The following is a 26,514-nucleotide window of genomic DNA, read 5'->3' as shown; positions in this document are numbered from 1 at the left end:
ACAATAAGGCCACGCCCGCCGCAATGCCATTCGAACCCCGCAGTGTGTCGGATTTCCGTGGCCGGGGCGACTCGAAGCCGGGAAATCGCACGCGAAAAGGCGCCTGCGGACGAGTTGTCCACAGGCGCCTTTCGTTTCCGCTCCGGTAAGAGAGGGGACCTAGCGCTGAGCCACCATGGTGGGGGTGATCGGCGCCGGGAGGGCGGTCTCGCCTTCCAGGTACCGGTCCACGCCCGCGGCCGCGGCGCGGCCTTCGGCGATGGCCCAGACGATGAGCGACTGGCCGCGGCCCATGTCACCCGCGACGAAGACGCCGGGAACGTTGGTCGCCCAGTTCTTGTCGCGCTGCACGTTGCCGCGCTGGTCGTAGCCGACGCCGAGATCGCTGAGCAGGCCCGGCTTCTCGGGACCGACGAAGCCCATGGCCAGCAGCACCAGGTCGGCCTCGAGCGTGAAGTCGGTGCCCTCCACCTTCTCGAACCGGCCGTTGACCATCTTGACCTCGTGCGCCTCCAGGCCGGTCACCTTGCCGTCCGCGCCGACGAAGCGCTCGGTGTTCACCGAGAACACGCGCTCGCCGCCCTCCTCGTGCGCCGAGGAGACCCGGTACATCAGCGGGTAGGTCGGCCACGGGGTGGACGCGGCCCGCTCCTCCGGGGGACGCGGCATGATCTCGAACTGGTGGATGCTCGCCGCGCCCTGCCGGTGCGAGGTGCCGAGGCAGTCGGCGCCGGTGTCGCCACCGCCGATGATGACGACCTTCTTGTCCTTCGCGTGGATGGGCGGCAGGCCCGCTTCGTCGGTGACGTCGTCGCCGAGCTGCACCCGGTTGGCCCAGGGCAGGAACTCCATGGCCTGGTGGATGCCGTCCAGATCGCGGCCCGGGATCGGCAGGTCACGCGCCAGCGTGGCGCCGCCGGCCAGCACGATCGCGTCGTACTGCTCGCGCAACTGCTCGGCGGTGATGTCGACGCCCACGTTCACACCGGTCTTGAAGATGGTGCCCTCGGCCTCCATCTGCGCGAGACGGCGATCGATGAAGCGCTTCTCCATCTTGAATTCCGGGATGCCGTAGCGCAGCAGACCGCCGATGCGGTCGGCCCGCTCGAACACGGTCACGGTGTGCCCGGCGCGGGTCAGCTGCTGCGCCGCGGCCAGACCGGCCGGGCCGGAACCGACGACGGCGACCTTCTTGCCGGTGAGGCGGGTCGGGTAGACCGGGGTCACCCAGCCCTCGTCGAAGGCGTTCTCGATGATCTCGACCTCGACCTGCTTGATCGTGACCGGATCCTGGTTGATGCCGAGCACGCAGGACGCCTCACACGGCGCGGGACACAACCGCCCGGTGAACTCCGGGAAGTTGTTGGTCGCGTGCAGCCGGTCGATGCCTTCGCGCCAGCGGTCCTTGTAGACCAGGTCGTTCCACTCGGGGATCAGGTTCCCCAGCGGACAGCCGTTGTGGCAGAACGGGATACCGCAGTCCATGCACCGGCTGGCCTGGGTCTGCAAGGTCTGGTGGGAGAAGTTCTCCTCGTAGACCTCTTTCCAGTCCATCAGGCGCAGCGGCACCGGGCGCCGCTTGGGCAGTTCCCGTGCGGTGTGCTTCAGAAAACCCTGGGGGTCAGCCACGAGCGGCCTCCATAATCGCTTCGTCCACGTCCTTGCCGCTCTTCTCAGCTTCGGAGATGGCGAGCAAAACCTTCTTGTATTCGCGCGGCATGACCTTCACGAAATGGTTCACCTGCTGCGACCAGTCGCTCAGAATGCGCTCGGCCACCGGGGAACCGGTCTGGTCACGGTGCTGGGTGATGATGTCGTGCAGCCAGGTGAAATCGTCACCGGCCAGCTGCTCGACGGCGTCGGCCTGCTCGGGATTGAGCTTGGACGCGAAGGTGCCGTTCGGGTCGAAGACGAACGCCACGCCGCCGGACATACCGGCGCCGAAGTTGCGTCCGGTCTCACCCAGGATGACCACCCGGCCGCCGGTCATGTACTCACAGCCGTGGTCGCCCACGCCCTCTACCACCGCGGTGGCGCCGGAGTTGCGCACGGCGAACCGCTCGCCGACCACACCGCTGAGGAAGACCTGGCCGCTGGTGGCGCCGAACAGGATCACGTTGCCCGCGATGATGTTCTGCTCGGCGACGAACTCGCCGGGCGCGTTCAGCGACGGGCGCACCACCAGGCGGCCGCCGGAAAGACCCTTGCCGACATAGTCGTTCGCGTCACCCTGCACGCGCAGCGTGATGCCGGCGGGCACGAAGGCGCCGAAGCTGTTGCCCGCCGACCCGGTGAAGGTGATGTCGATGGTGTCGTCGGGCAGGCCCGCGCCACCGTAGAGCTTGGTCACCTCGTGGCCGAGCATGGTGCCGACGGTGCGGTTCACGTTCGTGATCTTGGTCTCGAACTTCACCGCCTGACCGCGCTCGAGCGCGTCGCGGCTCTGCACGATCAGCTGCTGGTCCAGCGCCTTGTCCAGGCCGTGGTCCTGCGCCTTGGTGCAGCGGCGGTCCTGGTACATGAACGCCGTCTCGACGTCGTCCAGGATCGGCGAGAGGTCCAGCTTGCTGGCCTTCCAATGCTGCTTGGCGCGCGAGGTGTCGAGCAGGTCCACCCGGCCGATCGCCTCGTCCAGCGAGCGGAAGCCCAACTGCGCCAGCAGTTCCCTGACCTCTTCCGCGATGAACCGGAAGAAGTTCTCGACGAATTCCGGCTTGCCGGTGAACCGCTCGCGCAGCACCGGGTTCTGCGTCGCGACGCCGACCGGGCAGGTGTCCAGGTGGCAGACGCGCATCATGATGCAGCCCGACACCACCAGCGGTGCGGTGGCGAAGCCGTACTCCTCGGCGCCGAGCAGCGCGGCGATCATCACATCGCGGCCGGTCTTCATCTGGCCGTCGACCTGCACGACGATGCGGTCACGCAGCCCGTTGAGCAGCAGCGTCTGCTGGGTCTCGGCCAAGCCGAGCTCCCAGGGGCCGCCCGCGTGCTTCAGCGAGGTCAACGGCGAAGCACCGGTGCCGCCGTCGTGGCCCGAGATCAGCACGACATCGGCGTGCGCCTTGGAGACGCCCGCCGCGACGGTGCCGACGCCCGGCTCGGCGACCAGCTTCACGTGGATGCGCGCCTGCGGGTTCGCGTTCTTCAGGTCGTGGATCAGCTGCGCCAGATCCTCGATCGAGTAGATGTCGTGGTGCGGCGGCGGCGAGATCAGGCCGACGCCCGGCGTCGAGTGCCGCACCTCGGCGACCCACGGGTACACCTTGTGCGCCGGAAGCTGACCGCCCTCACCGGGCTTCGCGCCCTGCGCCATCTTGATCTGGATGTCGGTGCAGTTGGTCAGGTAGTGCGCGGTCACGCCGAAGCGGCCGGAGGCCACCTGCTTGATCGCGCTGCGCCGCCAGTCGCCGTTCTCCTCCGGCTCGAAGCGCGCCGGGGACTCGCCGCCCTCGCCCGAGTTCGACCGGCCGCCGAGACGGTTCATCGCGATCGCCAGGGTTTCGTGCGCCTCCGCCGAGATGGAGCCGTAGCTCATCGCGCCGGTGGAGAACCGCTTCACGATCGCCGATACCGGCTCGACCTCGTCGATGGAGATCGGGGAACGCGCGTTGTGCTTGAACTTGAACAGACCGCGCAGCGATGCCAGCCGCTCGGACTGGTCGTCGACCAGCTTGGTGTACTCCTTGAAGATCGAGTACTGGCCGGACCGGGTGGCGTGCTGCAGTTTGAACACCGTGTCCGGGTTGAACAGGTGGTATTCGCCCTCGCGCCGCCACTGGTACTCGCCGCCGACCTCGAGCTCGCGGTGCGCGCGCTCGTTGCGGTTCTCCAGGAACGCGATGCGGTGCCGCTGCGCGACGTCGTCGGCGATCTCGTCCAGGCCGATGCCGTCCAAGTGCGAGCGCAGGCCGGTGAAGTACTCGTCCACCAGGTCCTGCGACAGGCCGATCACCTGGAACAGCTGGGCGCCGTTGTAGGAGGCCAGCGTGGAGATGCCCATCTTGGACATCACCTTCAGCACACCCTTGCCCGCGGCCTTGTTGTAGTTCGCGACCGCCTTGCGGTAGTCGGCGGCCAGGTCGCCGGTGCTGCCCGGTACCTCGAGCGCGCCGCGCTCGAGCATGTCCTCGATGCTCTCGAAGGCCATGTAGGGGTTGATCGCGGCGGCGCCGAAGCCGACCAGGGTGGCCATGTGGTGCACCTCGCGGGCGTCACCGGCCTCCACGACCAGGCCGACCTTGGTACGGGTGCGCTCGCGCACCAGGTGGTGGTGCACCGACGAGGTCAGCAGCAGCGAAGGGATCGGCGCCAGCTTCTCGTTGGACTCGCGGTCGGACAGCACGATGATCCGCGCGCCGCCGTCGATGGCGGCCGACACCTGGGTGTTGATCGCCTCCAGCGCCCTGCGCAGGCCCTTGCCGCCCTTCTTCACGGGGTACAGGCCGCGCACGACCACCGAGCGCAGCTCGGGGTGCGATCCGTCGTCGTTGATGTGCACGAGCTTGGCCAGCTCGTCGTTGTCCAGGATCGGCTGCTCGAGCGCGATCATGTTGCAGGACTCCGGTCCCGGGTGCAGCAGGTCGGCCTCCGGGCCGATGTTGCGCTTGAGGCTGGTGACCACCTCTTCCCGGATCGCGTCCAGCGGCGGGTTGGTGACCTGCGCGAACAGCTGGGAGAAGTAGTCGAACAGCAGGCGCGGACGGGCCGAGAGCACCGCGATCGGGGTGTCGGTGCCCATCGAGCCGAGCGCTTCGCCTCCGGTCTTGGCCATCGGCGAGATCAGCAGGTTGAGCTCCTCGGTGGTGTATCCGAAGATCTGCTGGCGGATCAGCACGCGGTCGTGCGACATGTGCACGTGCGGGCGGTCGGGCAGGTCGGCCAGGCGGGAGACGCCCGCGTCCAGCCACTCCTGGTAGGGCTGCTCGGCGGCGAGCAGGGACTTGACCTCTTCGTCACCGACGATGCGGCCCTGGGCGGTGTCGACCAGGAACATGCGGCCCGGCTGCAAGCGCGCCTTCTTGACCACCTTGGACGGGTCGATGTCCAGGACGCCGACCTCGGAGGCCATCACGACCAGGCCGTCGTCGGTCACCCAGATGCGGCTCGGCCGCAGGCCGTTGCGGTCGAGCACGGCGCCGACGACGGTGCCGTCGGTGAAGCACACCGACGCGGGGCCGTCCCACGGCTCCATCAGCATCGAGTGGTACTCGTAGAAGGCCCGCTGCTGCGGGTTCATATTCTCGTTGCGTTCCCAGGCCTCGGGAATCATCATCAGCACGGCGTGGGGCAAGCTGCGGCCGCCGAGGTGCAGCAGTTCCAGCACCTCGTCGAACCGGGCGGTGTCGCTCGCCCCCGGGGTACAGACGGGGAAGATCTTCTCCAGCCGGTTCTTGCCCGCCGAGTCGACGCCGAAGACGTCGCTGCGCAGCAGCGCCTCGCGGGCGCGCATCCAGTTCTCGTTGCCGGTGACGGTGTTGATCTCACCGTTGTGCGCCACCCGGCGGAACGGGTGCGCCAGCGGCCAGGACGGGAAGGTGTTGGTGGAGAACCGGGAGTGCACGATGCCGAGGGCGCTCTCCACCCGGGAGTCCTGCAGATCCAGGTAGAACGCGCGCAGCTGCGGCGTGGTGAACATGCCCTTATAGACGAAGGTCTGCCCCGACAGGCTCGGGAAGTAGACCGACTCCCTGCCGACCGCACCCTCACCGGCTCCGGCCGACCCCAGCTCACGCTCGACGCGCTTGCGCACCACGTAGGCGCGACGCTCCAGATCCATATCCGACAGCGGATCGGAGGCGTTCTTCGGCGATGCGATGAAGATCTGCCGGAAGCTCGGCATGGCGTCGCGCGCCAGCGCGCCCAGCGACGACTCGTCGATCGGCACCTCGCGCCAGCCGAGGACGTCGAGGCCCTCTTCCTTGACGATCTTCTCCACGCCGTAGGCGGCGCGCGCGGCTTCGCGGCGGGCCTGCGGCAGGAAGGCGATACCGGTGGCGTAGGAACCCTCCGGCGGCAACTCGAAGTCCACGATGGCGCGGAAGAAGCGGTCCGGGACCTGGATCAGGATGCCCGCACCGTCGCCGCTGTTGGGCTCGGCGCCCGCGGCGCCACGGTGCTCGAGGTTCAACAGAGCCGTAATAGCCTTGTCGACGATGTCGCGGCTGCGGCGGCCGTGCATGTCGACGACGAATGCGACGCCGCAGGCGTCGTGCTCGTTCGCCGGGTCGTAGAGCCCGATGGGTCCAGGTGACCGGTGGCCAGGAAGTTGCGTCATGCCTCTGCCTTCAGGAAAGTCGGCCTTCGAAGAAAACGGCCTTTCGTCGAACGCCTCCGTACAAGACTGCGCCCGTACGTTCCGAAGCCAGCCGCGCTGATGGTCTTCGGCGTGCAGTCAGGTCTGCAGTTTTTTCCACCCGCTTCTGTGACGTAGTGGGTGCCCTTCGGTAACGGATCCCTAACAAGATCCTTACCTCCGAGCGGGTGCTCGACCGCTACGCTGAGCACCTGGCTAGGGCTGCCCGAGCGGGCGAGGTAGCCGAACGTTCTGTGTTCGGCGTAAGAGCAAACGATAAGTCAGGTCCAGGGCCCAACCAACTTAGGTTGCGCTAATAACCAGGTTTAGCTGGGCTTCTGCATTGGGTCCTCCACGTGTGCGCGCCGTCCAGTGTAAAGCAGCGAGCGCCATGCGATCGATCCCCATGGCACCCGGTGCCAGCTGGGAAAACCGACGCGCGACACCTACCCGAGACCTTCCTCACGAGACCCGGAAACCGCCCTCACCTGCGTCGAAATGGATTTCCCCCGCGGGATGCCCGGCAAACCAAGTGGCGGCGGCTAACTCGGCGCTGTGACCGATGAGAGATTTCCGACAGCTGCGTGACAAGCAATGAATATGATCCGACCGTCCGGACTCTTTTGCCCACTGTGGGGTTCAGCACATAACCAGCAAATATCAGGAAGTGGTGTTGGACACATCTTTCCGCGCGGGCCGCCCGGCGGGCCCGGCCGCGCCCTACGCCGCGCAGAGCGACACGGCGGCCCGCACCAGCGCCGCTCGGTGCAGGACATCGGCGCGGTCCGCGACGACCACGCCGAAGACGCTGCGCGCCAACTGTTCCGCGCAATCCGGCGCGGTCAGCTCCGCTCGGCGCCCGGCGAGCTGATCGAGGATCTCGACGTTCACCCGGTCGATGACCGGGCGCACCGAGTCGAGTCCCACCGGCGCGGTGGGCGCCGCGGCCGGGTCGAAGCGCCACCTCGTCATCAGCCCCCGCTGCACCGTCTTGCTGGCCTCGATCTGCCCGAGGAAAACCTGCCGCACCCAGTTCTCCGACAGCTCACGGTCGTGGCCGAGCCGGATCATGACCTCGTAGACCTCCGCCTCACGGACCGGATCGTCGATGGTCGGCTCGATGCCGCGCTCACCCGCGGTCGACCACTTCGCGGCGGCCACCGCGTCGGCGGTGTCCAAGCGCTCGACCACGAGGGCGACCAGCCGGTCGAGCGACCGGTCGGCCGGAGCGGCCCCCGCGCTGACCGGCCAGATCAGAAGCGCTGCCGCCAACAGCGTCAACCAGACTCCGCGCACGTTGTGACCTCCTGGTATCGCCCACCCCGGATACGAAGCACCGGATGATCTGTGAGCCTTGCCACATCCGACCGTCCCTGCTCGCTGCGAACCGGGCGAGCCTGTCACGCTGTCACAACGAATCCGTGACAGTTTCGTCGCGCCCGTGAAAGCGCCTGGGACGTAGAGGATGTGCATTCCGATGACCGTCACCGGCTTGTTCACCTGGCTCGGCGGCGGCCGGACCAGCGCGATCAGCGATCGTCACGAGCGTGCCGGATACGCCGTCACCGGTGCTGTGGTGCTGTGGTTCGCCACGATCTCCGGTGTGGTCGCCGCCCTGGCCGCGGCCTCGGCGTGGCCGTGGTCGGCCGCGCTGGCCTCGGGCATCGTGGTCGCCGCGCTCACCGGCGCGCTCGCCAGGGCACTGGCGACCGCGCGGCCGAGCGGCGGACCGGATCGGCTCGGGCTGGTCGCGCGCATCGCGGTCGCCGTGCTGGCCGGTGGGCTACTCGCGGAACTGGCCGCGATCGTGCTGTTCAGCGGGTCCGTCGACCGGGTGCTGGCGGAGAAGGCGCACCGCTCGCTCGATTCCGCGCCGCGGGTCGTCGCGGCGCAGGCGGAACTGGACCGGGCGAAAGCCGACCGGGCCGCGCTCGAACAGGCGATCGCGATGGCCCAGAACGATATCGACCACGCCCTGGTGATCGCACGCTGCGAATTCAATCCGACCCCGGAGTGCCCGCAGACCAGGATCACCGGCGTGCCGGGCCGTGGGCCGGAAGCGCAGACGGCCAACGCCATGCTCGACGACGCCCGCAAGCATCTCGCCACCGCGCAGGACCGAGTGGACGCGGCCGATCGCCGGATCGACGCCGACCAGGCCGCCCTGTCGGCCGCGCGCACCGCCGCCTTCGACGACGCCGACCGTGGGCTCGGCGCGCGCTGGCAGGCGATGAACGACTACACCGTGCACGACGCGCTGCCGCTGCGCATTCTCACCATCCTGGCGTTCGTCGCCTTCGCGCTGCTGCCGCTGGTGCTGCGCTGGTGGCGTGGCGAGACCTCGTTCGACCGGCACAACGCGGCGCGCACCGTGCACGACCGCGCCGAGCGGGAAGCCGACGCGGTGATCGCGGTCAAGCAGGCCGAGGTACGCGCCGAGGCCGAGACCCTGCGCGCCGAGCAGCAGCTCACCGCCGCTCGTCTCGCCGTCGAGGCGGACACCGCCATCGATCGGGAACGGCAGCGCACCCGCATCATCGCGGCCATCGGCGGCATCGAGATCGGCATCACCGAGCCGCCGCGCCGCCCCGAACTTCCCGCCGCCACGGCGGACGACCGAAAGGACAGCGCCATGCCCGACGAGGCGACGCCGAACCTACCCGCGCCCACCGGCGTGCACCCGCAGGTGCCCGCCGTCGCATCCGCACCGGCAGCGCCGAGCGGCGGCGGTCTCGAGCTGCCGCTGATCGGCACGGTCCCGTTCACCGACACCGCGGCGCGTTTCATCCGGCCGCTCGTTCCGTCCTTCGTCGCCAACGCGATCGATACGGCCACGCATCCGTTGCGCACGGCGCGGCAGGCGTTCGAGGAGGTCGAGGAGATCACCTTCACGCTGCGGCGCACCCGCAAGGTCACCGTCGACGGCCAGACCTCGCATCCGCAGGCGGTCGGCTACCAGTTGCCCCCCGGCGCGCCCGAGATCGCGCACGCCCAGCACATCGCCGCCACCGTCGTGGACGCCGCGTACTCCGCGCCGCACGCCCCGCGCTATTCCTCGCTTCCGCCCACCGGCGCAGCCGGCTACGGTCTGCCCACCGGCGCCCACCGTGACGAACTGCCGGGCCACCACCGCCCCGAACTCCCCGAGCCCGGCCGCCGCGAACTGCCGCCGGGTCGCTGACCGCACCACTGCCACCCACGGCCCACCCGGCGCCGGATCCGGCCGAGTGCGACCTACGGCGCTGGGGCGCTCCGCGGCTTACGCTGCACCCATGCAACACAGGGAGGTGACGCTCGCCGCGGCGCCGTGGGGGTCGCGATTGCTCGGGTCCGCCGAGGAGTCGTCAGGGCTACGACGCATTCGCGTCCAGCTGTTGCTCACCGTGCCCACGCTGTTGGGCAATCTGACGGGCATGGTCGTGTCGATCGTCCTGGTCGGCTTCGTCTTGCCGGGCCCGTCGGTGTTCACCCGGGATCTCCTGCTGCTCGACGTGCTCGCCGCACCGCTGTACGCGACCTGCGCGCTGTTGCTCGGCCTGTGGTGGGGCACCACCCGCGAATTGCGCGCGCTGCGGTGGGCCACCGATCCGGACCGCGTGCCGACCGAGGAGGAGATGGCCGCGGCCACGGCGGTGCCGCGCAGGCTGGTGCGCGACCAAGCGCTGCTGTGGTTCGGCGGGCTCGTGCTGCTGACCACGCTGTACGGGCTGGCCGAACCGCAACTGATCCCGAAGGTGGCCTTCGGCATCGCGATCAGCGCCATCGTGGTGTGCGCGAACAGCTACCTGATCATCGAGTTCGCGCTGCGGCCCGTCACCGCCCGGGTGCTGGAAGCCGCGGATTCCGGTCGGCGCCGCGGCATCGGCGTCTTCGGACGCTCGCTCGTCGTCTGGGTGGTCGGCTCCGGCGTGCCGGTGGCCGGAATGATGGTGCTCGCGGTGCTGGCGCTCACGATGGATGACGTCACCAAGGCGCGACTGGCGGTCTGCGTGCTGTCGCTCGGCGGCGCGACACTGGTCTTCGGTCTCCTGCTGATGACGCAGACGTTGGCCGCGACCGTCGCGCCCATCCTCGGCGTGCGCCGCGCAATGCGTCAGGTGGAGGACGGCGATCTCGATGTCGCGCTGGCCGTTTACGACGGCACCGAGCTGGGTGAGCTGCAGAGCGGTTTCAACCACATGGTGGAGGGCCTGCGCGAGCGCGAGCAGATCAGGGACCTGTTCGGCAGGCATGTCGGCCGTGAGGTCGCCGCGGCCGCGTTGGCGGGCGACCCGGCGCTCGGCGGTGTGGAGACCGACGCCGCGGCCCTGTTCATCGACATCGTCGGCTCGACGACCATGGCCGCGACCATTCCCGCGCCGGAGATGGTCGCCATTCTCAATCGGTTCTTCGGCATCGTGGTCGACGAGGTAGAGCGCCACGGCGGGCTGGTCAACAAGTTCGAGGGTGACGCGGCCCTGGCCGTCTTCGGCACGCCCGCTCCGCTGGCCGACGCCCCGGGCGCGGCGCTGGCCACCGCCCGCGCGATCCTGGCTCGGCTCGACAGCACCGCGACCGATTTCGTCGCGGCCATCGGCGTGGCCGCGGGCCGGGTGGTCGCGGGCAATGTCGGCGCGCATCAGCGCTACGAGTTCACCGTCATCGGCGACGCCGTCAACGAAGCGGCTCGCCTGTGCGAACTCGCCAAGCAGCAGGGCCTGCTGCTCGCCTCCGGCGCAACCGTCGCGGCGTCCGCCGAGTCCGAAGCCGGACACTGGCGGCTCGGTGAATCCGTCACCCTTCGCGGCCGCCTCGCGCCGACCCGGCTCGCCCGCCCGGCCTGACGACCGAGGTGTCAGGCGCGGGTCTTGGCAAGATTTTCGACGATCTCGGCGGTGCAACCGGTTTCGCCGAGGAGGGGGAAGATCCGTTCGATGCTGTTGCGGTGCGCCTCCACGTTCAGATCGGCCATGGCGTCCGTCGCGAGCGTGACGTGGTAGCCGTGTTCGAAGGCGGCGCGAGCGGTCGACTCCACGCCGATGCTGGTGGTGAGCCCGGCCAGCACGATCTGTGTGACGCGGCGGCGGCGCAGTTGCAGATCGAGGTCGGTTCCGTGGAAGGCACCCCAAGTGCGCTTGGTCACCGTGATGTCGTCAGGGTGACCGGCGAGGTCGTCGACGATGACATCCCAGCCGTCGGGCAATGAACCTGGTGGGCTCGAGATGTCGCTGCGACCTGGAGCGGCATCCGCTCCGTCCGCACGGGCCGTCATCCGCACCAGGACGACCGGGGCGCTGTGCTCGTGGAAAGCACGGGCCAGCTCGACCGCCCGGGCGACCACTTCTCGACCGGTATAGGGGACGGTCGGCGCGTCGATGAGGGCGTTCTGCAAGTCGACGAGGACCAGCGCGCTGGACGGGTCGAGTGCGGTGACAGTCATGAATTTTGCCTGGCTTCCTGCGAAACGCTTGCCGTTTGTGGTTGAAGGGTTGTCGCCACCGCAAGGTCGGGTGCAGGTGCGGATTCCTGGCGACGGGGTAGCAGCAGCGGGCTGACGAGGATCAGCAGTCCCGCGACCGTGATAGCCGTGCGCGGGCTGGTCACGTCGGCGAGCAGTCCGCCGAGCGCGCTGAGCACTGCGATGGAAGCGCTGCTGCTGATCGACCAGGCCGACAGGGTGCGGGCGACGCGGTCTTCGGGTGTGTGCTCGAGTCGATAGGTGGCCAGTACCGGGTTGTACAGGCTCATGCTGATGATGATCGCGAGCTCGACAGCGATCACCGTCGCGAGGCCTGCGACACCGGGCTGGACGAACGCGAGGCCGATCAGCCAGATCGCGCGCAGCGTGCCGACGGTGCGCAGGACCCGGTGCCTGCCGTATCGCTCCACGACACGGCCGGCAAGGCGTGAGCCGATGAGTCCGCCGACGCAGGGGGCGGCGAAGGCGAGGCCGTACTGCCAGGGTGGGAATCCGAGCTCGCGGAGCAGCAGTACGGCCAGGAGCGGCTCGGTGGCCATGATCAGTCCGCCCACGAGCAGCTGGTTGAGGTAAAGCGCCCGTAATCCCGGATGAGCCAGCAGGTACCGCCAGCCTTCGAGCAACTCACCGGCCCGCAGCCGGGTCTTGCCGGTCCGCCGCGGAGGTTCTTCCCTGCCGCGAATCGCCGTGACCGCCAGCGCGGAGAGCAGGTAACTCAGCGCGTCGGCCACCACGGTGGTGACCGGCCCGAACAAACCGATCGCCGCTCCGCCCAGCGGCGGCCCTACGGCGGTGGAACTCCACGTCGTCGACTCGAATCGCGCGTTGGCCACGAGCAGGTCCTCGGGCCGCACAAGGGCTTTGAGATAGGCGCCGCTCGCCGCGTTGAAGGCGATCTTGGCCGCGGCGACCACGGCCGAGACGACCAGCAGCTGGACGAAACCGAGTCGGCCGAAGGCATAGGCGAGCGGGATCGTCGTCATGACCGCGAACCGGGTGAGGTCCATCGCGATCATCACCGGTCGCTTGCGGCGATATTCCACCCACGGCCCGAGCGGCAACGCGATCAGCGCGCCCACCGCCGGCCCCACCGCCGACAGCGCGGACACTTGTCCGGGGCCTGCGTGCAGCACCAGCACGGCGATCAGCGGCAACGCACCGAACCCAAGACCCGACCCGTAGGCGCTGACCGCGTAGGCCGCCCACAACCATCCGAACTGCCGACCGAGAGATCGTCCGGTCCCCAAGCTTCGCACCTCTCGATCGCACAACTCACTGTTGACCGCCATGGATCAAAGCAAGGCGCGGAGGTGTGATCAAACAACCGAATCAGCGATGATCCACAACCAAATGTTGTGTGATTCGAACGCAGCGACTACCTCGACTTCACACGAGCGGACGCGCCCGACACCCAGGTCCGGGTATTGCATGGGCGCAGCGCATCCCGCGCATCACGGCGACGGCCGGCTTGATCGGCACCGCAGTCGGTCCGATGTCGCGCGGTGAACCCTCATGATCGTCTTCAGCGGGCTCACCGCCGCCGACCGGGCAGTGGTGGTTCCGCAGCCGGCGGGTCGGCCGCGGCCTCGAACACCGGCGTGGGCAGCGCCGCGCAATCCGGCCCGCGAAATCACCCGCGCGCATGGCGCAAACGGAACGCCACCGCGGCCGCGATCAACAAGATCGCGGTGGTACCGAGGGCCGCGAAGTGGATGCCCGAGACGAAGGACTCGTGCACCGAGGCGAGGAACGCGCGCCCGGCGGCCTCCGGCAATTCACGTGCGAAAGCCGTGGCGGCGCCCAAGGATTCCGAGGCGGCAGCCATCCGGTCGCCCGGCACGTGCGTCGGATCGAGACCGTTGCGGAAGATCGCCATGACCACGCTGCCGAGGATCGCGACGCCCAGCGCGACGCCGGTCTCGTACGCGGTCTCCGACACGGCGGCGGCCGCGCCCGCGCGCTCCGGCGGCGCCGAGCCGACCACCAGGTCGGAGGACACGGTGAGCGCGACGCCCACGCCTGCCCCGATGAACAGGAAACCGAGTACGAACGGCGTGGTACTGGCGGCCGCGTCGGGGCCGAGCAGGCCGAACAGCGCCGCGCCCACCGCCGCCGTGATCAGCGCGCCGCCCAGCACCGTGCCCGGCCGCAGCCGCCGCACCAGCCAGGCCGCGGCGAGCGAGGCGATCATCCCGGCCGACAAACCGGGCAGCAACAGCAATCCCGCTTGCAGTGGGGAGCGTCCCAGCACCAACTGGAGGTACTGCGAGCCGAAGAAGAGCACACCGGCCAGCGCGAACACCGCGAGCAGATTGGTCAGCACCGCGGTACGGAACTTCGGCAGCGCGAACAGCGCCAGGTCCAGCATCGGTTGCTCCAATCGTCGCTGCCTGCGCACGAACCACGCCCCGGCAAGCAGGCCGATCAGACTGATCACCGCGACCCGGACACTCGGCCCGTGCGCCGCGAATTCCTTCACCGCGTACACCACCGGCACCAGCGCGAGCATCGACAGCACGGCGCTGAGCAGGTCGAAACGACCGGGCCGCGGATCACGCGACTCCGGGATCAGCAGCGGACCGAGCCCGATCAGCACCAGCATGACCGGCAGGTTCACCAGGAAGACCGAACCCCACCAGTAGTGCTCGAGCAGCCAGCCGCCCAGCAGCGGTCCCGCCGCGGCGCCACCGCCCGCCATCGCGCTCCACACCGCGATCGCGACGGTTCGCTGCCGCGGATCGAGGAACATCGACCTGATCAGTGCCAGCGTCGCGGGCATCAGCGTCGCACCGGCGACACCCTGCAGTACGCGCGCCGCGATGAGCATTTCCGGCGTCAGGGACCACGCCGCGAGTATCGATGCGACACCGAATCCCGCCGCGCCGAACAGCAGCAATTTGCGCCGCCCGATCCGGTCGCCGAGGTTGCCCATGACGACGAGCAATCCGGCGAGCACGAACGAGTAGACGTCGATGATCCACAGCAGTTGCGGCGTGGTCGGCGCGAGATCGGCGCTGATCGCGGGCACGGCCAGATCGAGCACCGTCGCGTCGACGGCCAGCAGCAGTAGCGCGAGCGCCAGCACGGACAACCCCACCCACTCGCGTGTCCCCGCTCGAGGTGGGGCGTTGGTCGATCGTTCGGCGGGTTGCGCGGTCTGGGTGGTCATGACTTTCTCGACTTCCGTCGTCTGTTTCTTACCGTCCAGACGGTATAGTACTTACATAACCGTCCGGACGGTATAGTCAACCGGGTGACGGCTGACACCCGCGACCGAATCCTGGATGCGCTCGAGACCTTGCTCCTGGAAAAAGGCATGTCGCACGTGACCCTGGAGAATGTCGCGGCCACCGCGGGCGTCTCCAAAGGCGGCTTGCTCTATCACTTCAAGAGCAAGGACGCGCTGCTCGCGGGCTTGGTCCGCAGACTGGCCGACCGTGCGGGCCAGCAGTTGGACAACTCGGTCGCCAAAGGCGGCTCGGTAGCCGAGTGGTACCTGCAGACGCCGAACCCGGCCGTCGAGGCGGAGGCGGTGGAGCTGGAGCTCTACCGGTCCATGCTCGCGACCATGCGCACCATCGACGCCACGCCCGAGCCGGACGAGGTGCAGCAGGCGTTGGTGGACCTGATGAATTCCTGGTCGGACGGTCTGGACGAGGAGGTCGCCGACCCGGTTCAGGCCGACCTCATCCGGCTGGTCGGCGACGGCGTGTACCTGCGCGCGCTGCTCGGTCTTCCGCCCATCGATCCCGTTCGCTACCGGCACGTGGTGGACCGCTTACTGCGGCGCTGACGGTTAGACTCGGCCCGTGCTGCCAGCCGCCGAACCGGCCGGCGCCGTCGGGGCGGGAACAGATCCGGTACCGGGGTCTCCTGGAGCGACGGTGCCGATCCGACCGCTGAGTTTCCGCGAACTGCTCGATGTGCCGTTCGCGCTGATCCAGGCGAACATCCGCGCCCTGGCCGGGTTGAGCGCGACGGGCCTGCTGCTCGCCGAAGCCGTGGTCGTCGCGGTGACCGCGGGCGCCTCCGCGCTCACCGACGGCTCCGACCCCGGCACCGCCTGGGCGGCGATCCTGTCCACCGCGGCCTGCGCGTGGCTGCTGCGGTTCGCGTTACGCGGCACGACCGTGGCCCTGGGGCTCGCGACCGTCGACGGAACCCCGATCGGCCGACGGACCGCGCTGCGCCGATTCGGTGGGACGCTCGGTCCGTTGCTGGTCTTCCAACTGCTGTTCACCATGGTGGGCGTCGGCGTGCTCGCGGTGGGCGGCCTGCTGATCGTGACGCTGCCGCTCGCGGCGATCTGGCTGGGCCGGCTGCGCGCCCGCCGCTGGGTCGCGGTGCCGGTGCTGTTGGTCGAACGCACGACGCATCGCGACGGCGTCGCGCGCGCGAAACTGCTCGCCGAAGGCGCGGAGTGGCCGACCACCGGGCTCTGGATCGCCCAGCGGGCCCTGTTCACGCTGCTCGCCGTCCCACTGCTCGGCATCCCGCTGTTCGTCTCGGACTTCTCCGGCACGCACCGGTGGCCGGTGATCGTGCTGACCACGTCGGCGGTGCTGCTGCTGACGGCATTCGGCGAAGTGATCGAGGCTTCGTCGCGGGTGGTGTGCTACGTCGATCGCCGCTGCCGCAGAGAGGGTTTGGACATTCGCATTCCGAGGCGGGAGGCGCGATGAGCGATCCCGTGCCGATGGAGCCGCGAACGGCCGACCCCGCGCCCGGCACCCCGCGGCTCGGCGCCGCCGCCGATCATCGCGCCGCCGCCGAAACAGCCGCCGCGAAGCGGGATTTCGACCGCGCCCTGCGGGAACGTTTCCGCGCCGTGCTGCGCGGCCTGGAACAAGGCGGTGTGCTGGAGGTGCGGCGGTCGCGGACCGCGCGGGAGACCGCCGACGACGTGACGACCGCGTTGCCGCTCGAGACCGCCACCGAGTTCCAGCCCGCCGCACGAAGCTTCGACGAGGTGGTCTACGGCGGACGCCGCGCCACCGAGGACGAATACCGCAGGCTGGAACACGCCGACCGGTTCTCCGGGTCCGCGCCGCCCCCCGCACCGGAACCGGTCGAGATCGAGGCGGTCGAGCAGACGCCGCGCACCAGGCGAAAACTGCCGCCGCTGCCGAACCTGGTGCGCGATCCCAGGTTCTGGGCGGTGCTCGCCGCGACGGCCGCGTTGTTGCTGCTGGTCTACGGCGTCGCGCAGTCCTGCGGCGCGCCGATCGCGCCTACCGCCCCGCCGCCGCAACCGCCGCCGGATCTGCCCGACGTCCCTCCGCCGGACCGCCCCGGCTTCGGGGCGGGCGACGACGCGATCTGGGACCGGTTGCCCGCACCGGTCTTCTACGGCGGCGTGCAGTTCCTGATCGCCGCCGCGCTGGTGGTGTGGTGGCGTGCCCGCAGACGGGGCGCTCTGGTGCGCGAACCCCGCCCCGTCGAAGTGGCCGCGAACGAACTGCTCGGCGGCCAGGCCGCGCTGTATCGCCGCTCGAAGGATCACGATCACGTCGCCGGAAAGCTGCGGGCGGCCGCGCTGCGCCGCATCCGCACCCCTCTCGGCATCACGGCCGACACCCCGCCGGACCGGATCGTCGCCGTGATCGCCGCGCGCGTCGGCGCCGACCCGGCCCAGATCGGCGCCGCCCTGTTCGGCCCGGTTCCCGATCCCGAGACCCTCCGGGTGGTCGCCGCTCAGCTCGAATGGATCGAATCGGAGGTCGGATGAGAAGCCCTCGCCCGGTCCTCGCCCGGCTCACCGCCTGCGGGAACGCCCGCGAACCACAGGAGATGGAATGACCAGCACCGAGACCACCCCGACGGCCGAGCAGGCGAGCGCCGCGTTCCATGCTCTGCGCGCCGAGATCGGCAAGGCGGTGGTCGGCAACGACAACGCGGTCATGTACCTGGTGCTCGCGCTGCTGTGCCGCGGCCACGTCCTGCTCGAAGGCGTGCCGGGGGTGGCCAAGACGCTGCTGGTGCGGGCGCTGGCCACGGCGCTGGACCTGGAGCACGCGCGGGTGCAGTTCACCCCCGACCTGATGCCCGGCGACGTCACCGGGTCGCAGATCTACGATCCGCACTCCGCCGAGTTCACCTTCCGGCACGGCCCGGTGTTCACCAACCTGCTGCTCGCCGACGAGATCAACCGCACGCCGCCGAAGACCCAGTCGGCCCTGCTCGAGTCGATGGAGGAGCGCCAGGTCTCGGTGGACGGGAAACCACGGCCGCTGCCCGATCCGTTCGTCGTCGTCGCCACCCAGAATCCGATCGAACAGGAGGGCACCTATCCGCTGCCGGAGGCGCAGCTAGACCGGTTCCTGTTCAAGGTGGACATCCACCTGCCCGGTCGCGACGACGAGTTCCGCATCCTGCAACGCCACGCCTCGGGTTTCGATCCGCGCGACCTCACCGCCGCGGGACTGCGTCCGGTCGCGGGCCCGGCGCACATCGCCGCCGCCCGCACCGCGATCGCGCAGACCACGATCAGCCCCGAGGTGCTCGCCTACACCGTCGACGTGTGCCGGGCCACCCGCATCTCGCCCGCCGTACAGCACGGCGCGTCGACCCGCGGCGCGACCGCCCTGATGGCGGCCGCCCGCGCGTTCGCCTGGCTCAACGGGCGCGGGTTCGTCACGCCGGACGATGTGAAGGCCGTCGCCGTCGCCGTGCTGCGGCACCGCCTGCACCTGCGCCCGGAGGCCGAACTGGACGGTGTGACCACCGAAGGCGTGCTGTCGTCGCTGCTGCTCTCGGTCCCGGTCCCGGTGTAGCCGATGGTCGTCACCGGTCGGCTGGCCGCCGCGGCAGGCGTGGCGGCCCTGTTCGTCACCCTGGTCCTGCCCTCGGTGGTCGGCGTGGTCGTGGTGACCTGCGTCCTGGCCGCCGGGCTGCTCGTCGATCTCGGCGCTGTGGGGCGGGCGCGCGACCTGTCGCTGTCCCGCGAGGCATTGACCACGGTGCGGCTCGGCCGCTCCGCCGAGGTGGAACTCGTCGCGGTCAACACCGGAGCCCGCAGGCTGCGCGGGACGGTGTGGGACGACTGGCCCGACAGCGCACGCGCCGAGAACGGCGCGCACGTACTGGATCTCGCCCCTGGTACCAAGGTCCGTTTCCGCACCGCGCTCACGCCCACCTACCGCGGCGATCGGGTCGCGGGCCGGATCACGGTGCGACTGATCGGCCCGCTCGGACTGGCGGGCAGGCAGACGAGGCGGGACGTGCCCGCCCGGGTGCGGGCGCTGCCCGCGTTCCGCGCCGAACGGCTGCTGCGGTCGAAAGTCAGAAGGTTGCAGCACCTCGACGGCCGCAATCTGGCCAACCTGCGCGGGCAGGGCACCGAATTCGACTCGTTCCGCGAGTACGTCGCCGGTGACGACGTGCGCGCGATCGACTGGCGCGCCACCGCCCGCGCCACCGACGTCCTGGTCCGCACCTGGCGGCCGGAGCGCAACCGGCACGTGCTGATGCTGCTGGACACCGGCCGGGTCAGCGCGGGCCGGGTCGGCGACGGTACGCGCTTGGACGCGAGCATCGAGGCGGCCCTGCTGCTCGGCGGTCTCGCCGCCGCCGCGGGGGATTCGGTCGACCTGCTCGCCTTCGACCGCCGAGCGCGCGCCGAGGTCCGAGGTGTCGGCGGAAAGGGTCTCCAGCTGAAGTTGATGCACGCGATGGCCGGAATCACTCCCGCCCTCGTCGACACCGACAGCGCCGGACTGGTGCGAGCGGCCATTCAGCGCACTCGCAGGCGCAGCCTGGTCGTCTGGTTCACCAGCTTGGACGGCGCCGCGGTGGAGGAGAACCTGTTGCCCGTGCTGCCGGTCCTGGCGCAACGGCACCGCGTGCTCATCGTCTCGGTGACCGACCCCGATGTCGCCGCGGCGGCCACCCGGCGCGACAACCTGTCCGACCTGTACGCCGCGGCCGCGGCCGAATCCGTGCTCGCCGAACGCGCGCTGGTCCAGGAATCGCTGCGGCGCACCGGGATCGCGGTCGTCGCGGCGTCTCCGGAACGACTGCCGGAGGCCCTGGCGGACGAATATCTGGAGCTGAAACAATCCGGAGCCCTTTGAGTCTTTTCCGCCGGGCGCCGCGGTCTCGTCGAAGCGCGTCCTCGCGCGCCCGCCGAGGAGGATCATGACCCCATGGCCTCAGATCTCGCCGCCTTCGTCCGCGGATTGCCCAAAGCGGAACTGCACCTGCATCTGGAAGGGACGCTGGAGCCGGAGCTGAAGTTCCGCCTCGCCCGGCGCAACGGCATCGAGCTGCCGGAGAAGAGCGTGGAAGAGGTCAAGCAGACCTACCGATTCCATGACCTGACGTCATTCCTCCAGGTCTACTACCCCGCGATGCGCGTGCTACAGCGCCCGGAGGACTTCCACGACCTCGCCTTCGACTATCTGCGCCGAGCGCACGGCCAAGGCGTGCGTCACGCCGAGTTGTTCTTCGATCCGCAGGCGCACACCGGGCGCGGAGTCCCGTTCCCCACGGTGATCAGCGGATACCGGTCGGCGATCGCACGGGCGCGGCGGGAGCTGGGGATATCCGCCGAACTGATTTTGTGCTTCCTGCGCGACCATTCCGCGGAGTACGCCATGGCGACGCTGCTGGAAGCGCTGCCGTACAAGAGCTGGATCCTCGGTGTGGGACTGGATTCCGACGAGCGGGGCAACCCGCCGAGCAAGTTCGCCGCCGTCTTCGAACGCGCCCGCGCGGAAGGGTTCCTGCTGACGATGCACTGCGACATCGACCAGCCGGATTCGATCGAGCACATCCGCCAGGCGCTGGAGGACATCGCCGTCGACCGCCTCGACCACGGCACCAACATCGTGGAGGACGACCGTCTGGTCGAACTGGCCTGCTCCAAGGGGATCGCGCTCACCTGCTGTCCGGTGTCGAACTCCTTCGTCACGGCGCAGATGAAAGCCGAGGAGATCGTCGGTCTACTGAGTCGTGGGCTGACGGTGACGGTCAACAGCGACGACCCCGCGTACTTCGCCGCCTACGTTGCCGACAACTACCTCGCGCTCGCCGAGCAAGGTGGTCTCGGGACCGAGCAGGTGGTCGAGTTGGCCCGGAACTCCTTCCGTGCCTCGTGGATCACGCCCGCACGGCAGGACGCCTATCTGCGCGAGATCGACGACTACGTGGCGGCGAACGGCTGACCGGCGCGCGGCGGGAAGACCGGGTACAGCGGCCACGGCAGCACCCGGCGCTGCCGTTCGGCGATGACCGCGCCGAGAATCTGCGACGGCGGACAACCGGCCGGTGGCGCGACGCGCAGCCGGCCGCACACCTCGGCAACGAGCGCCGTCCCCAGCTGGTGTTGCGCCGCGGGCGTCAGGGTGCGCAAGCGGGTCAGGTACTGCCGCACCGCCAGCGCCAGATCTTCCGGTAGTCCGGACAGCTCGAGCTGCGCGCTCCAGCCGGTCAGCCACGGCGGCGCGATCGCGAGCGCGGGCGGCGGCAGCGGGCGCTGCGCGTGCACGACCACGGTGCCGGCGAGCACGTCACCGATCCGCCGCGCATGCGGCGAGCACATCGAGGTGAGCACCGCGATGGCGCCGAACCCGCCCAGCATCCAGAAATCGACGATCGCGCCCGCCAGGCCGCGGGTGAGCGCGTGCCGGAAATCGATCGGCCCGCCGTCCTCGCGCACCACCCGCAGCCCGAGCATCAGCTTGCCCAGTGTTCGTCCCCGCCAAGCGGTCTCACAGGTCACGGGGTACCCGACCAGCACGGTCACGATGGTCACCAGTGCGACCACGTCCAACCAGGCCGAGTCGACGCCCGCGGGCAGCAGCAACGTGACGATCGCGAACAACAGCATGAACCCGAGCGTGCACTGGGCCAGCACGTCGATCAGGAACGCGGTGGCCCTGGTGGGGATGCGGGCGATCGGCAGTTCCAGGGCCACTGCTTCGCCGGTGGTGAACTCAGCCATGTCGATAGCATTCTTGCGACCGGCGGGAGTGGGAGGCAACCGAATGGACGTGGACGCATACAGCCTGGCGCACCGCAGGGCGTGGGACCGGCTCGACTACCTGTCCACCCGGAGCAAGCTCACCGGCGCGGAGGCGGACGAACTCGTCATGCTCTACCGCCGCACCTCCCAGCAGCTGGCGCGGCTGCAGTCACACAGCCCGGACCCGGAGCTGATCGCCGGGCTGAGCGCGCTGCTGGCACGTGCGCGCGGCCGGGTGCTGGGCACGCGAGCCGACACTTGGCAGGAGATCGGACGGTTCTTCAGTCACCGTTTCCCGGCGGCGCTCTATCGGGCATGGCCGTGGTGGGTCGGCGTCGCCGCGGTGTTCCTGTCGGTGTCGGCCGGGTTGGCAGTCTGGGTGGACCGGTTCGATTCGGCCCGCGAGGTGCTCGGAATTCCCGAGGACACAAGGAGCCTCACCGCGCCGGGCGGCGCGTTCGAGACGTACTACTCGGAGCATCCGCAGGAGGCCTTCGCCGCGCAGGTATGGACGAACAACGCATGGGTGACGGCGATCGCCTTGTTCACCGGCGTCTTGATCCTGCCCGCGGTCTACCTGCTGTTCATGAACGCGCTCAACCTGGGTGTCAGCGCGGGCCTGATGGCTGATGCGGGGCGGCTGGATTCGTTCTTCGGCTTCATCCTTCCGCACGGCACGCTGGAGCTGACCGCGGTGTTCGTCGCGGGCGGCGTCGGCCTGAAACTCGGTTGGACGCTGATCGATCCGGGTCGGCTCAGCCGGGTGGAGGCGGTGGCCAGGCAGGGCCGGGCGACCGCGACCGTAGCGCTCGGCCTGGTCGGAGTGTTGCTGATCTGTGGCTTCATCGAAGGTTTCGTGACGCCGAGCCCATTGCCCACACCGATTCGCATCGCGATCGGATTCACTGCCGAGGCGTTGTTCCTGGTGTACGTGTTCGGGATGGGACGCCGCGCGGTCACGGAGCAGGCGAAGCCGGGTGCCGAGTCATCGGGCGATCATCTGACCACTGTGACGCAGCCAACATTCAGCACACGCTAGGTGAAGTGACTGGGACAATCGGCAGCTAAGCGGCGCCAGATCGGTTCGGAAGTCCCCCATTTGAGTTCCGCTGGCCGCAGCGAGTCGCTGCTCTAGCTGCGGCCAGCGTTACCGTCAACTCTACACAACCGTTATCCCTACGCAACCCTGCCTGTCGAGGTCAAGCGTATAAAGCAGCACCCCAGCAAACCCTTGCGGCAGCAGCTTTTCGCCCCGTGCCAGCTAACCGCATGCGACCCGGGCGACCATGATTTCGGCGACCGGGCACCGCTCCGGCGACTCCGCCGGAATAGTCACGGGGAATACGTCACGGCAATGAATCGGAACTCGCCTCGGGCGTTAGCGGAGCGTTTCGATAGACCCCTCCATGGTTGCTGACACCCCTTCCCACCTGCACGTTCATTTGCACGAAAGGACAGTTGCTGGTCACCGTCCAATGGAAAGAGACCAGAAGTTTGTTTACGCGGTAATAAACCGGGTAAAGACATAGCGGCACGCCGGGAAGACCGGACAGTTCCCCGACAGGCTCCGCATTAACCAGGGAGTGAAAAGGGTTCAGTTCACCCACTCAGCACGCCCGATTCAGCACCGGAGCCGCAACCATAACGAGGCATGTGATCTTCGCCTCACCTGCCGTTAACGAGCGTAGAGTCGCGCGAAATCGACGCCGTGACACCCGACTTGGAGTGACCCGCGTCACCGTCGCACGCACGGCCATGCCGCACTCCAACGCCCGAACCGGACCGCCGCAACGGCAGTCCGCGACTCGAATCACTCCGCGAAAGTGACCTGAATCACCTTGAAGGTGATAGGGGGCTCAACCGACGCGCAGTATCCCGGTGACCGTGCCTTGCAACAGACGGCCGTCGTGTGTGATCAACGGTGCGGTCTCCAGCGGATCGTCGACGATGGTGCCGGGCAGCGGATGCGATGCGGTGACCGCACCGGTTTCGGGGTCGAGAACGGTGAACGCGTACCCGTCCACGGGCGTGGCGTGATCGGAACCGACGCGAGCGACCGTGTAGAGCGCGCCGTCGGCGGTGGACAGCCGCGGAACGGCGGCACTCCGAACCTTGTTCTCCCACATCACGTGGCATCCGTCAGCGGAGACGTCGACTCGCGTCATCCCCCCGGTAAAAGGAGCGTTCGGCGGCGACGCGGGCCCCGCCCCTTCGGGCAGCGCCGGATACGGGTAGCCGTATGTGCTCGCCACGAAGATCGAGCGGCCGATGCCGACGGGTGAATTCTCGCTGCCGGCCCCACCTTCGCCGAGCACCGGAACTGTGCACATCAATTCGCCTGTTCCGGAACGGAATACCAAGGCATGCACCTGCCCGTCGGCGTTGTCGACGATGGTCAGATAGTCCGCACCGGTCTCGGGACCGAAGTAGGTGGGCGTCGACCCGGTGCCCCAGCTGAGCTGTCCCGGCTTGCGCGCCGATCCCCGGTCGTAGGCCGCGCGCCACGCGATCTCCGGAGCGCCGGACGGGCCGACGCGCAGTTCGTACAGCGCGTGCGTCGTCGCCACCGCGACCTGTCCACGCGGAGCCGCCGAGATGCTGTTCGCCACCTGCTCCCCCGCGGGCAGCGTCGACGCGGTGACGAGCCCGGCCGGGGTGACGAATCCGACCACTCCCCGGCCGGTCGCGAACCACACGTTGCCCGACCAGTCCGGAACGAGTCCCGTCACGTTGTCCCCCGACGGGATCACCGACCCGAGGTCGGCGGACTCTTCGCTGATCAGCCGCCACGCTCCCGCCGCGTCACGCTCGTGCCGCACCCGGAGCAACCGGTCGGTGCCGTCCACGACCACCAGACGGTCGTCCTGATCGAGGTAGGCGTACACACCGCCGAGCAGACTGCCCTTGGTCAACGGCAGCGCGGCGAGCGATGGCGCCAACAGGCCCGGCGCCTCCGGATCGAGCAAATGCACCGTCGGGGTCTGTCCCGCGATCGCGGTGCACAGGGCGACCACGAGTCGGTCCGATCCCTCCAGCAGGGTGGGGCACGCCGAGGCCAGCGGGTACGCGCCGATCGCCGCGGCGCGGGCGTCCGGACCGGCGAGCGGTGTCGCGTCCGAGGACCCCGCGTCACCGTGCATGGTGGCGGTGCCGGTCGGCCCCAGGAAAGGATTCGGCGGCGCGAGCGGACCCCATGGCCCAGCCGCCGACGCGGGCTGAGCCGCCAGCAATGCCAGCACGCAGGCGGCGAGGAGGGTCATCGGCCGACGCATCGCGGTCCTCTTTCGCTGGGCAACGCGGTATCCGAACGGATGCCGGAGAGAACAGTATTCGGGTATTCGCCGCGCCACCCGGCACAACGGGGGTCGATACGATGACGCGCATGAACTCGGTTCGGGGCCGTCTGTTGTCCACACTCGCCGGTCAACTCGGGAATCCCCACGGCGTGCTCGGCAAAGGTGTCGCCTTCGTACTCAATCGCAGCAACAAGCCCGCCATTACGGGGGCGGTGGAGGCCGCCGCCGTCGCGCCGGGCGGCACCGTGGCCGACGTCGGGTTCGGTGGTGGAGCGGGGCTTTCCCGGTTGCTCGAGCGGGTCGGCGCGGGAGGCGTCGTGCACGGCGTGGAGATCTCCGCCGACATGCTGGCACGCGCCCGCTCGGGTCATGGCAGCGACATCGATGCCGGTCGTCTGCGGCTGGTGGAGGGCTCGCTCACCGCGCTGCCGCTGCCGGACGACAGCCTCGATGCCGCGATCACCGTCAACACCGTGTACTTCGTGCCGGACCTGGCTGCGGCCTGCGCCGAACTCGCCAGGGTGGTCCGGCCGGGCGGCCGTCTGGTGATCGGCATCGGCGATCCGGACGCGATGGCAAAGCTTCCGTTCACGTCGTACGGGTTCACCCTGCGCCCGGTCCCGGAGGTGGTCGCGGCGCTGGAACAGGCGGGCTGCACCGTCGAGCAACGAAGGCTCGCGAGCACGCCGATTCCGCACCATTTGCTGGTGGCGATGCCCCGCTGACTACATCAGCGCGCCGCCGTCGACCCGGATCTCGGTGCCGGTCATGTATTTGCCGTCGTCGGAGGCGACCATCGCGACCACCCCGGCGATGTCCTCCGGGCTGCCGAGCGCTCCCCCGTTGAGCCATCCGGTCATCCGGGAGAACAGCTGCGGATCGAAACCCTCGGGCTGATCCAGGATGGACTTCGTCGTGATACCGCTGGTGATGCCTGCCGGAACGATGTTCACCGCGCGCAAGCCCTGCTTGGCGTACTCCAGGGCGATCGCGTGTGTGAAGGCGTTCACGCCGCCCTTGGACGCCGCGTAGGAGGCGAGGTAGGGCGCCGCGCTGAAGGCCGCGGTAGAGGAGATGTTGACCACCACGCCGCGTCCGGTGTCCAGCAGAGCGGGCAGCGCGGCCTGGGTCATGAGGAAGGTGCCGGTGAGATTCACCCGGATCACCTGGTCCCACACCTCGAGCGGCATCTCGTGGGTGCGCGCGGGCCGCAGGATGCCCGCCGCGTTGACCAGCACGTCCAATCCGCCGAGGAACTCCAGCGCCGCTGCGATCGCGGTGCGCACCGACTCCGGGTCGGCGGTGTCGACCGCTACCGTTCGCAGTCGTTCCGCGCCGTCGCCCGCCTTCTCCGCGGTGGCCGCCAGGCCCGCCGCGTCGATGTCGGCGGCGACCAACTGCGCCCCCTCGTCCAGCAGCCGCAGGGCGATGCCCTGACCGATGCCGGATCCCGCTCCCGTCACCACCACGCGGCGGCCGTCAAATCTGCGCATGCCAAAAATTA

General features: G+C 69.2%; 19 protein-coding genes. 10 read left to right on the top strand and 9 right to left on the bottom strand.

Annotation, left to right across the window (positions count from 1 at the left end; genetic code table 11):
* Positions 1 to 159: 159 nt before the first annotated feature.
* The 3 genes from ACL03I_RS30520 to aroQ all read right to left on the bottom strand — a co-directional run bounded on the left by ACL03I_RS30520 (position 160) and on the right by aroQ (position 7,588).
* Positions 160 to 1,629, bottom strand: a complete 1,470-nt coding sequence (locus ACL03I_RS30520) for a glutamate synthase subunit beta (RefSeq protein WP_355073333.1) — start codon at positions 1,627 to 1,629, stop codon at positions 160 to 162.
* The gene (gltB, locus tag ACL03I_RS30515; RefSeq protein WP_355073334.1) at positions 1,622 to 6,274 is read right to left on the bottom strand and encodes a glutamate synthase large subunit; all 4,653 of its coding nucleotides are present in this window, start codon (positions 6,272 to 6,274) and stop codon (positions 1,622 to 1,624) included. Before gltB ends, ACL03I_RS30520 begins: the two co-directional genes overlap by 8 nt.
* Before the next feature lie 738 nt (positions 6,275 to 7,012).
* Positions 7,013 to 7,588: a gamma subclass chorismate mutase AroQ gene (gene aroQ / locus ACL03I_RS30510; RefSeq protein WP_355073335.1), complete on the bottom strand. Its 576-nt coding sequence runs from the start codon at positions 7,586 to 7,588 to the stop codon at positions 7,013 to 7,015.
* 181 nt (positions 7,589 to 7,769) lie between these two features.
* On the opposite strand from aroQ, the gene ACL03I_RS30505 reads away from it, so the two are divergent.
* Both ACL03I_RS30505 and ACL03I_RS30500 read left to right on the top strand, forming a co-directional pair.
* Positions 7,770 to 9,473 (top strand): DUF4407 domain-containing protein, encoded by a 1,704-nt coding sequence (locus ACL03I_RS30505; protein WP_412807575.1) that lies wholly within the window; start codon positions 7,770 to 7,772, stop codon positions 9,471 to 9,473.
* Positions 9,474 to 9,564: 91 nt separating this feature from the next.
* Entirely contained in the window at positions 9,565 to 11,115 is a 1,551-nt protein-coding gene (locus ACL03I_RS30500) for an adenylate/guanylate cyclase domain-containing protein (RefSeq protein ID WP_397076945.1), read from the top strand.
* A gap of 11 nt (positions 11,116 to 11,126) precedes the next feature.
* Here the strand turns inward: ACL03I_RS30500 and ACL03I_RS30495 are convergent, their stop codons facing one another.
* From ACL03I_RS30495 to ACL03I_RS30485, 3 genes are all read right to left on the bottom strand, one after another.
* Positions 11,127 to 11,711, bottom strand: coding sequence for an isochorismatase family protein (locus ACL03I_RS30495; protein WP_355073340.1), 585 nt, complete (start codon positions 11,709 to 11,711; stop codon positions 11,127 to 11,129).
* Positions 11,708 to 12,997: an MFS transporter gene (locus ACL03I_RS30490; RefSeq protein WP_412807574.1), complete on the bottom strand. Its 1,290-nt coding sequence runs from the start codon at positions 12,995 to 12,997 to the stop codon at positions 11,708 to 11,710. The genes ACL03I_RS30495 and ACL03I_RS30490 overlap by 4 nt, the downstream gene beginning before the upstream one ends.
* Before the next feature lie 383 nt (positions 12,998 to 13,380).
* Positions 13,381 to 14,919: an MFS transporter gene (locus ACL03I_RS30485; protein WP_412807573.1), complete on the bottom strand. Its 1,539-nt coding sequence runs from the start codon at positions 14,917 to 14,919 to the stop codon at positions 13,381 to 13,383.
* 84 nt (positions 14,920 to 15,003) lie between these two features.
* Between ACL03I_RS30485 and ACL03I_RS30480 the strand changes: the two genes are divergently transcribed.
* The 6 genes from ACL03I_RS30480 to add all read left to right on the top strand — a co-directional run bounded on the left by ACL03I_RS30480 (position 15,004) and on the right by add (position 20,914).
* The gene (locus ACL03I_RS30480) at positions 15,004 to 15,543 is read left to right on the top strand and encodes a TetR/AcrR family transcriptional regulator (protein WP_355073346.1); all 540 of its coding nucleotides are present in this window, start codon (positions 15,004 to 15,006) and stop codon (positions 15,541 to 15,543) included.
* A gap of 91 nt (positions 15,544 to 15,634) precedes the next feature.
* Positions 15,635 to 16,432, top strand: a complete 798-nt coding sequence (locus ACL03I_RS30475) for a hypothetical protein (RefSeq protein ID WP_412807572.1) — start codon at positions 15,635 to 15,637, stop codon at positions 16,430 to 16,432.
* Positions 16,429 to 17,478 (top strand): DUF4129 domain-containing protein, encoded by a 1,050-nt coding sequence (locus ACL03I_RS30470; protein WP_412807571.1) that lies wholly within the window; start codon positions 16,429 to 16,431, stop codon positions 17,476 to 17,478. The genes ACL03I_RS30475 and ACL03I_RS30470 overlap by 4 nt, the downstream gene beginning before the upstream one ends.
* Before the next feature lie 67 nt (positions 17,479 to 17,545).
* On the top strand, positions 17,546 to 18,523 hold the full coding sequence (locus ACL03I_RS30465; RefSeq protein ID WP_412807570.1) for an AAA family ATPase: 978 nt from the start codon (positions 17,546 to 17,548) through the stop codon (positions 18,521 to 18,523).
* 3 nt (positions 18,524 to 18,526) lie between these two features.
* Positions 18,527 to 19,822, top strand: a complete 1,296-nt coding sequence (locus ACL03I_RS30460; protein WP_412807569.1) for a DUF58 domain-containing protein — start codon at positions 18,527 to 18,529, stop codon at positions 19,820 to 19,822.
* A 72-nt stretch (positions 19,823 to 19,894) separates the two neighbouring features.
* The gene (gene add, locus ACL03I_RS30455) at positions 19,895 to 20,914 is read left to right on the top strand and encodes an adenosine deaminase (protein ID WP_412807568.1); all 1,020 of its coding nucleotides are present in this window, start codon (positions 19,895 to 19,897) and stop codon (positions 20,912 to 20,914) included.
* Here add and ACL03I_RS30450 read toward each other — a convergent pair.
* Positions 20,893 to 21,693 (bottom strand): RDD family protein, encoded by an 801-nt coding sequence (locus tag ACL03I_RS30450; protein ID WP_412807567.1) that lies wholly within the window; start codon positions 21,691 to 21,693, stop codon positions 20,893 to 20,895. The two genes, add and ACL03I_RS30450, sit on opposite strands and share 22 nt — an antisense overlap.
* 43 nt (positions 21,694 to 21,736) lie before the next feature.
* On the opposite strand from ACL03I_RS30450, the gene ACL03I_RS30445 reads away from it, so the two are divergent.
* Positions 21,737 to 22,753, top strand: coding sequence for a stage II sporulation protein M (locus tag ACL03I_RS30445; RefSeq protein WP_412807566.1), 1,017 nt, complete (start codon positions 21,737 to 21,739; stop codon positions 22,751 to 22,753).
* A gap of 817 nt (positions 22,754 to 23,570) precedes the next feature.
* Here ACL03I_RS30445 and ACL03I_RS30440 read toward each other — a convergent pair.
* Complete coding sequence (locus tag ACL03I_RS30440) at positions 23,571 to 24,986, bottom strand: hypothetical protein (RefSeq protein ID WP_412807565.1); 1,416 nt, start codon at positions 24,984 to 24,986, stop codon at positions 23,571 to 23,573.
* A gap of 110 nt (positions 24,987 to 25,096) precedes the next feature.
* On the opposite strand from ACL03I_RS30440, the gene ACL03I_RS30435 reads away from it, so the two are divergent.
* Positions 25,097 to 25,735 (top strand): class I SAM-dependent methyltransferase, encoded by a 639-nt coding sequence (locus tag ACL03I_RS30435; RefSeq protein WP_412807564.1) that lies wholly within the window; start codon positions 25,097 to 25,099, stop codon positions 25,733 to 25,735.
* On the opposite strand, the gene ACL03I_RS30430 is transcribed toward ACL03I_RS30435, so the two are convergent.
* Positions 25,736 to 26,503: an SDR family NAD(P)-dependent oxidoreductase gene (locus tag ACL03I_RS30430; protein WP_355073364.1), complete on the bottom strand. Its 768-nt coding sequence runs from the start codon at positions 26,501 to 26,503 to the stop codon at positions 25,736 to 25,738.
* Between the last annotated feature and the right edge of the window lie 11 nt (positions 26,504 to 26,514).

This window comes from Nocardia sichangensis (assembly GCF_047200615.1).
Lineage (GTDB): Bacteria > Actinomycetota > Actinomycetes > Mycobacteriales > Mycobacteriaceae > Nocardia > Nocardia sichangensis.
The sequence above is the reverse complement of the archived record's forward strand: the minus strand, read 5'-3'. Positions and strand labels throughout refer to the sequence as shown.

Coding starts and splice junctions, on each gene's coding strand:
- gltB (WP_355073334.1), bottom strand. CDS start 6,274: ATGACGCAACTTCCTGGCCACCGGTCACCTGGACCCATCGGGCTCTAC.
- ACL03I_RS30505 (WP_412807575.1), top strand. CDS start 7,770: ATGACCGTCACCGGCTTGTTCACCTGGCTCGGCGGCGGCCGGACCAGC.
- ACL03I_RS30500 (WP_397076945.1), top strand. CDS start 9,565: ATGCAACACAGGGAGGTGACGCTCGCCGCGGCGCCGTGGGGGTCGCGA.
- ACL03I_RS30495 (WP_355073340.1), bottom strand. CDS start 11,711: ATGACTGTCACCGCACTCGACCCGTCCAGCGCGCTGGTCCTCGTCGAC.
- ACL03I_RS30485 (WP_412807573.1), bottom strand. CDS start 14,919: ATGACCACCCAGACCGCGCAACCCGCCGAACGATCGACCAACGCCCCA.
- ACL03I_RS30470 (WP_412807571.1), top strand. CDS start 16,429: ATGAGCGATCCCGTGCCGATGGAGCCGCGAACGGCCGACCCCGCGCCC.
- ACL03I_RS30465 (WP_412807570.1), top strand. CDS start 17,546: ATGACCAGCACCGAGACCACCCCGACGGCCGAGCAGGCGAGCGCCGCG.
- ACL03I_RS30460 (WP_412807569.1), top strand. CDS start 18,527: ATGGTCGTCACCGGTCGGCTGGCCGCCGCGGCAGGCGTGGCGGCCCTG.
- add (WP_412807568.1), top strand. CDS start 19,895: ATGGCCTCAGATCTCGCCGCCTTCGTCCGCGGATTGCCCAAAGCGGAA.
- ACL03I_RS30450 (WP_412807567.1), bottom strand. CDS start 21,693: ATGGCTGAGTTCACCACCGGCGAAGCAGTGGCCCTGGAACTGCCGATC.
- ACL03I_RS30445 (WP_412807566.1), top strand. CDS start 21,737: ATGGACGTGGACGCATACAGCCTGGCGCACCGCAGGGCGTGGGACCGG.
- ACL03I_RS30440 (WP_412807565.1), bottom strand. CDS start 24,986: ATGCGTCGGCCGATGACCCTCCTCGCCGCCTGCGTGCTGGCATTGCTG.
- ACL03I_RS30435 (WP_412807564.1), top strand. CDS start 25,097: ATGAACTCGGTTCGGGGCCGTCTGTTGTCCACACTCGCCGGTCAACTC.
- ACL03I_RS30430 (WP_355073364.1), bottom strand. CDS start 26,503: ATGCGCAGATTTGACGGCCGCCGCGTGGTGGTGACGGGAGCGGGATCC.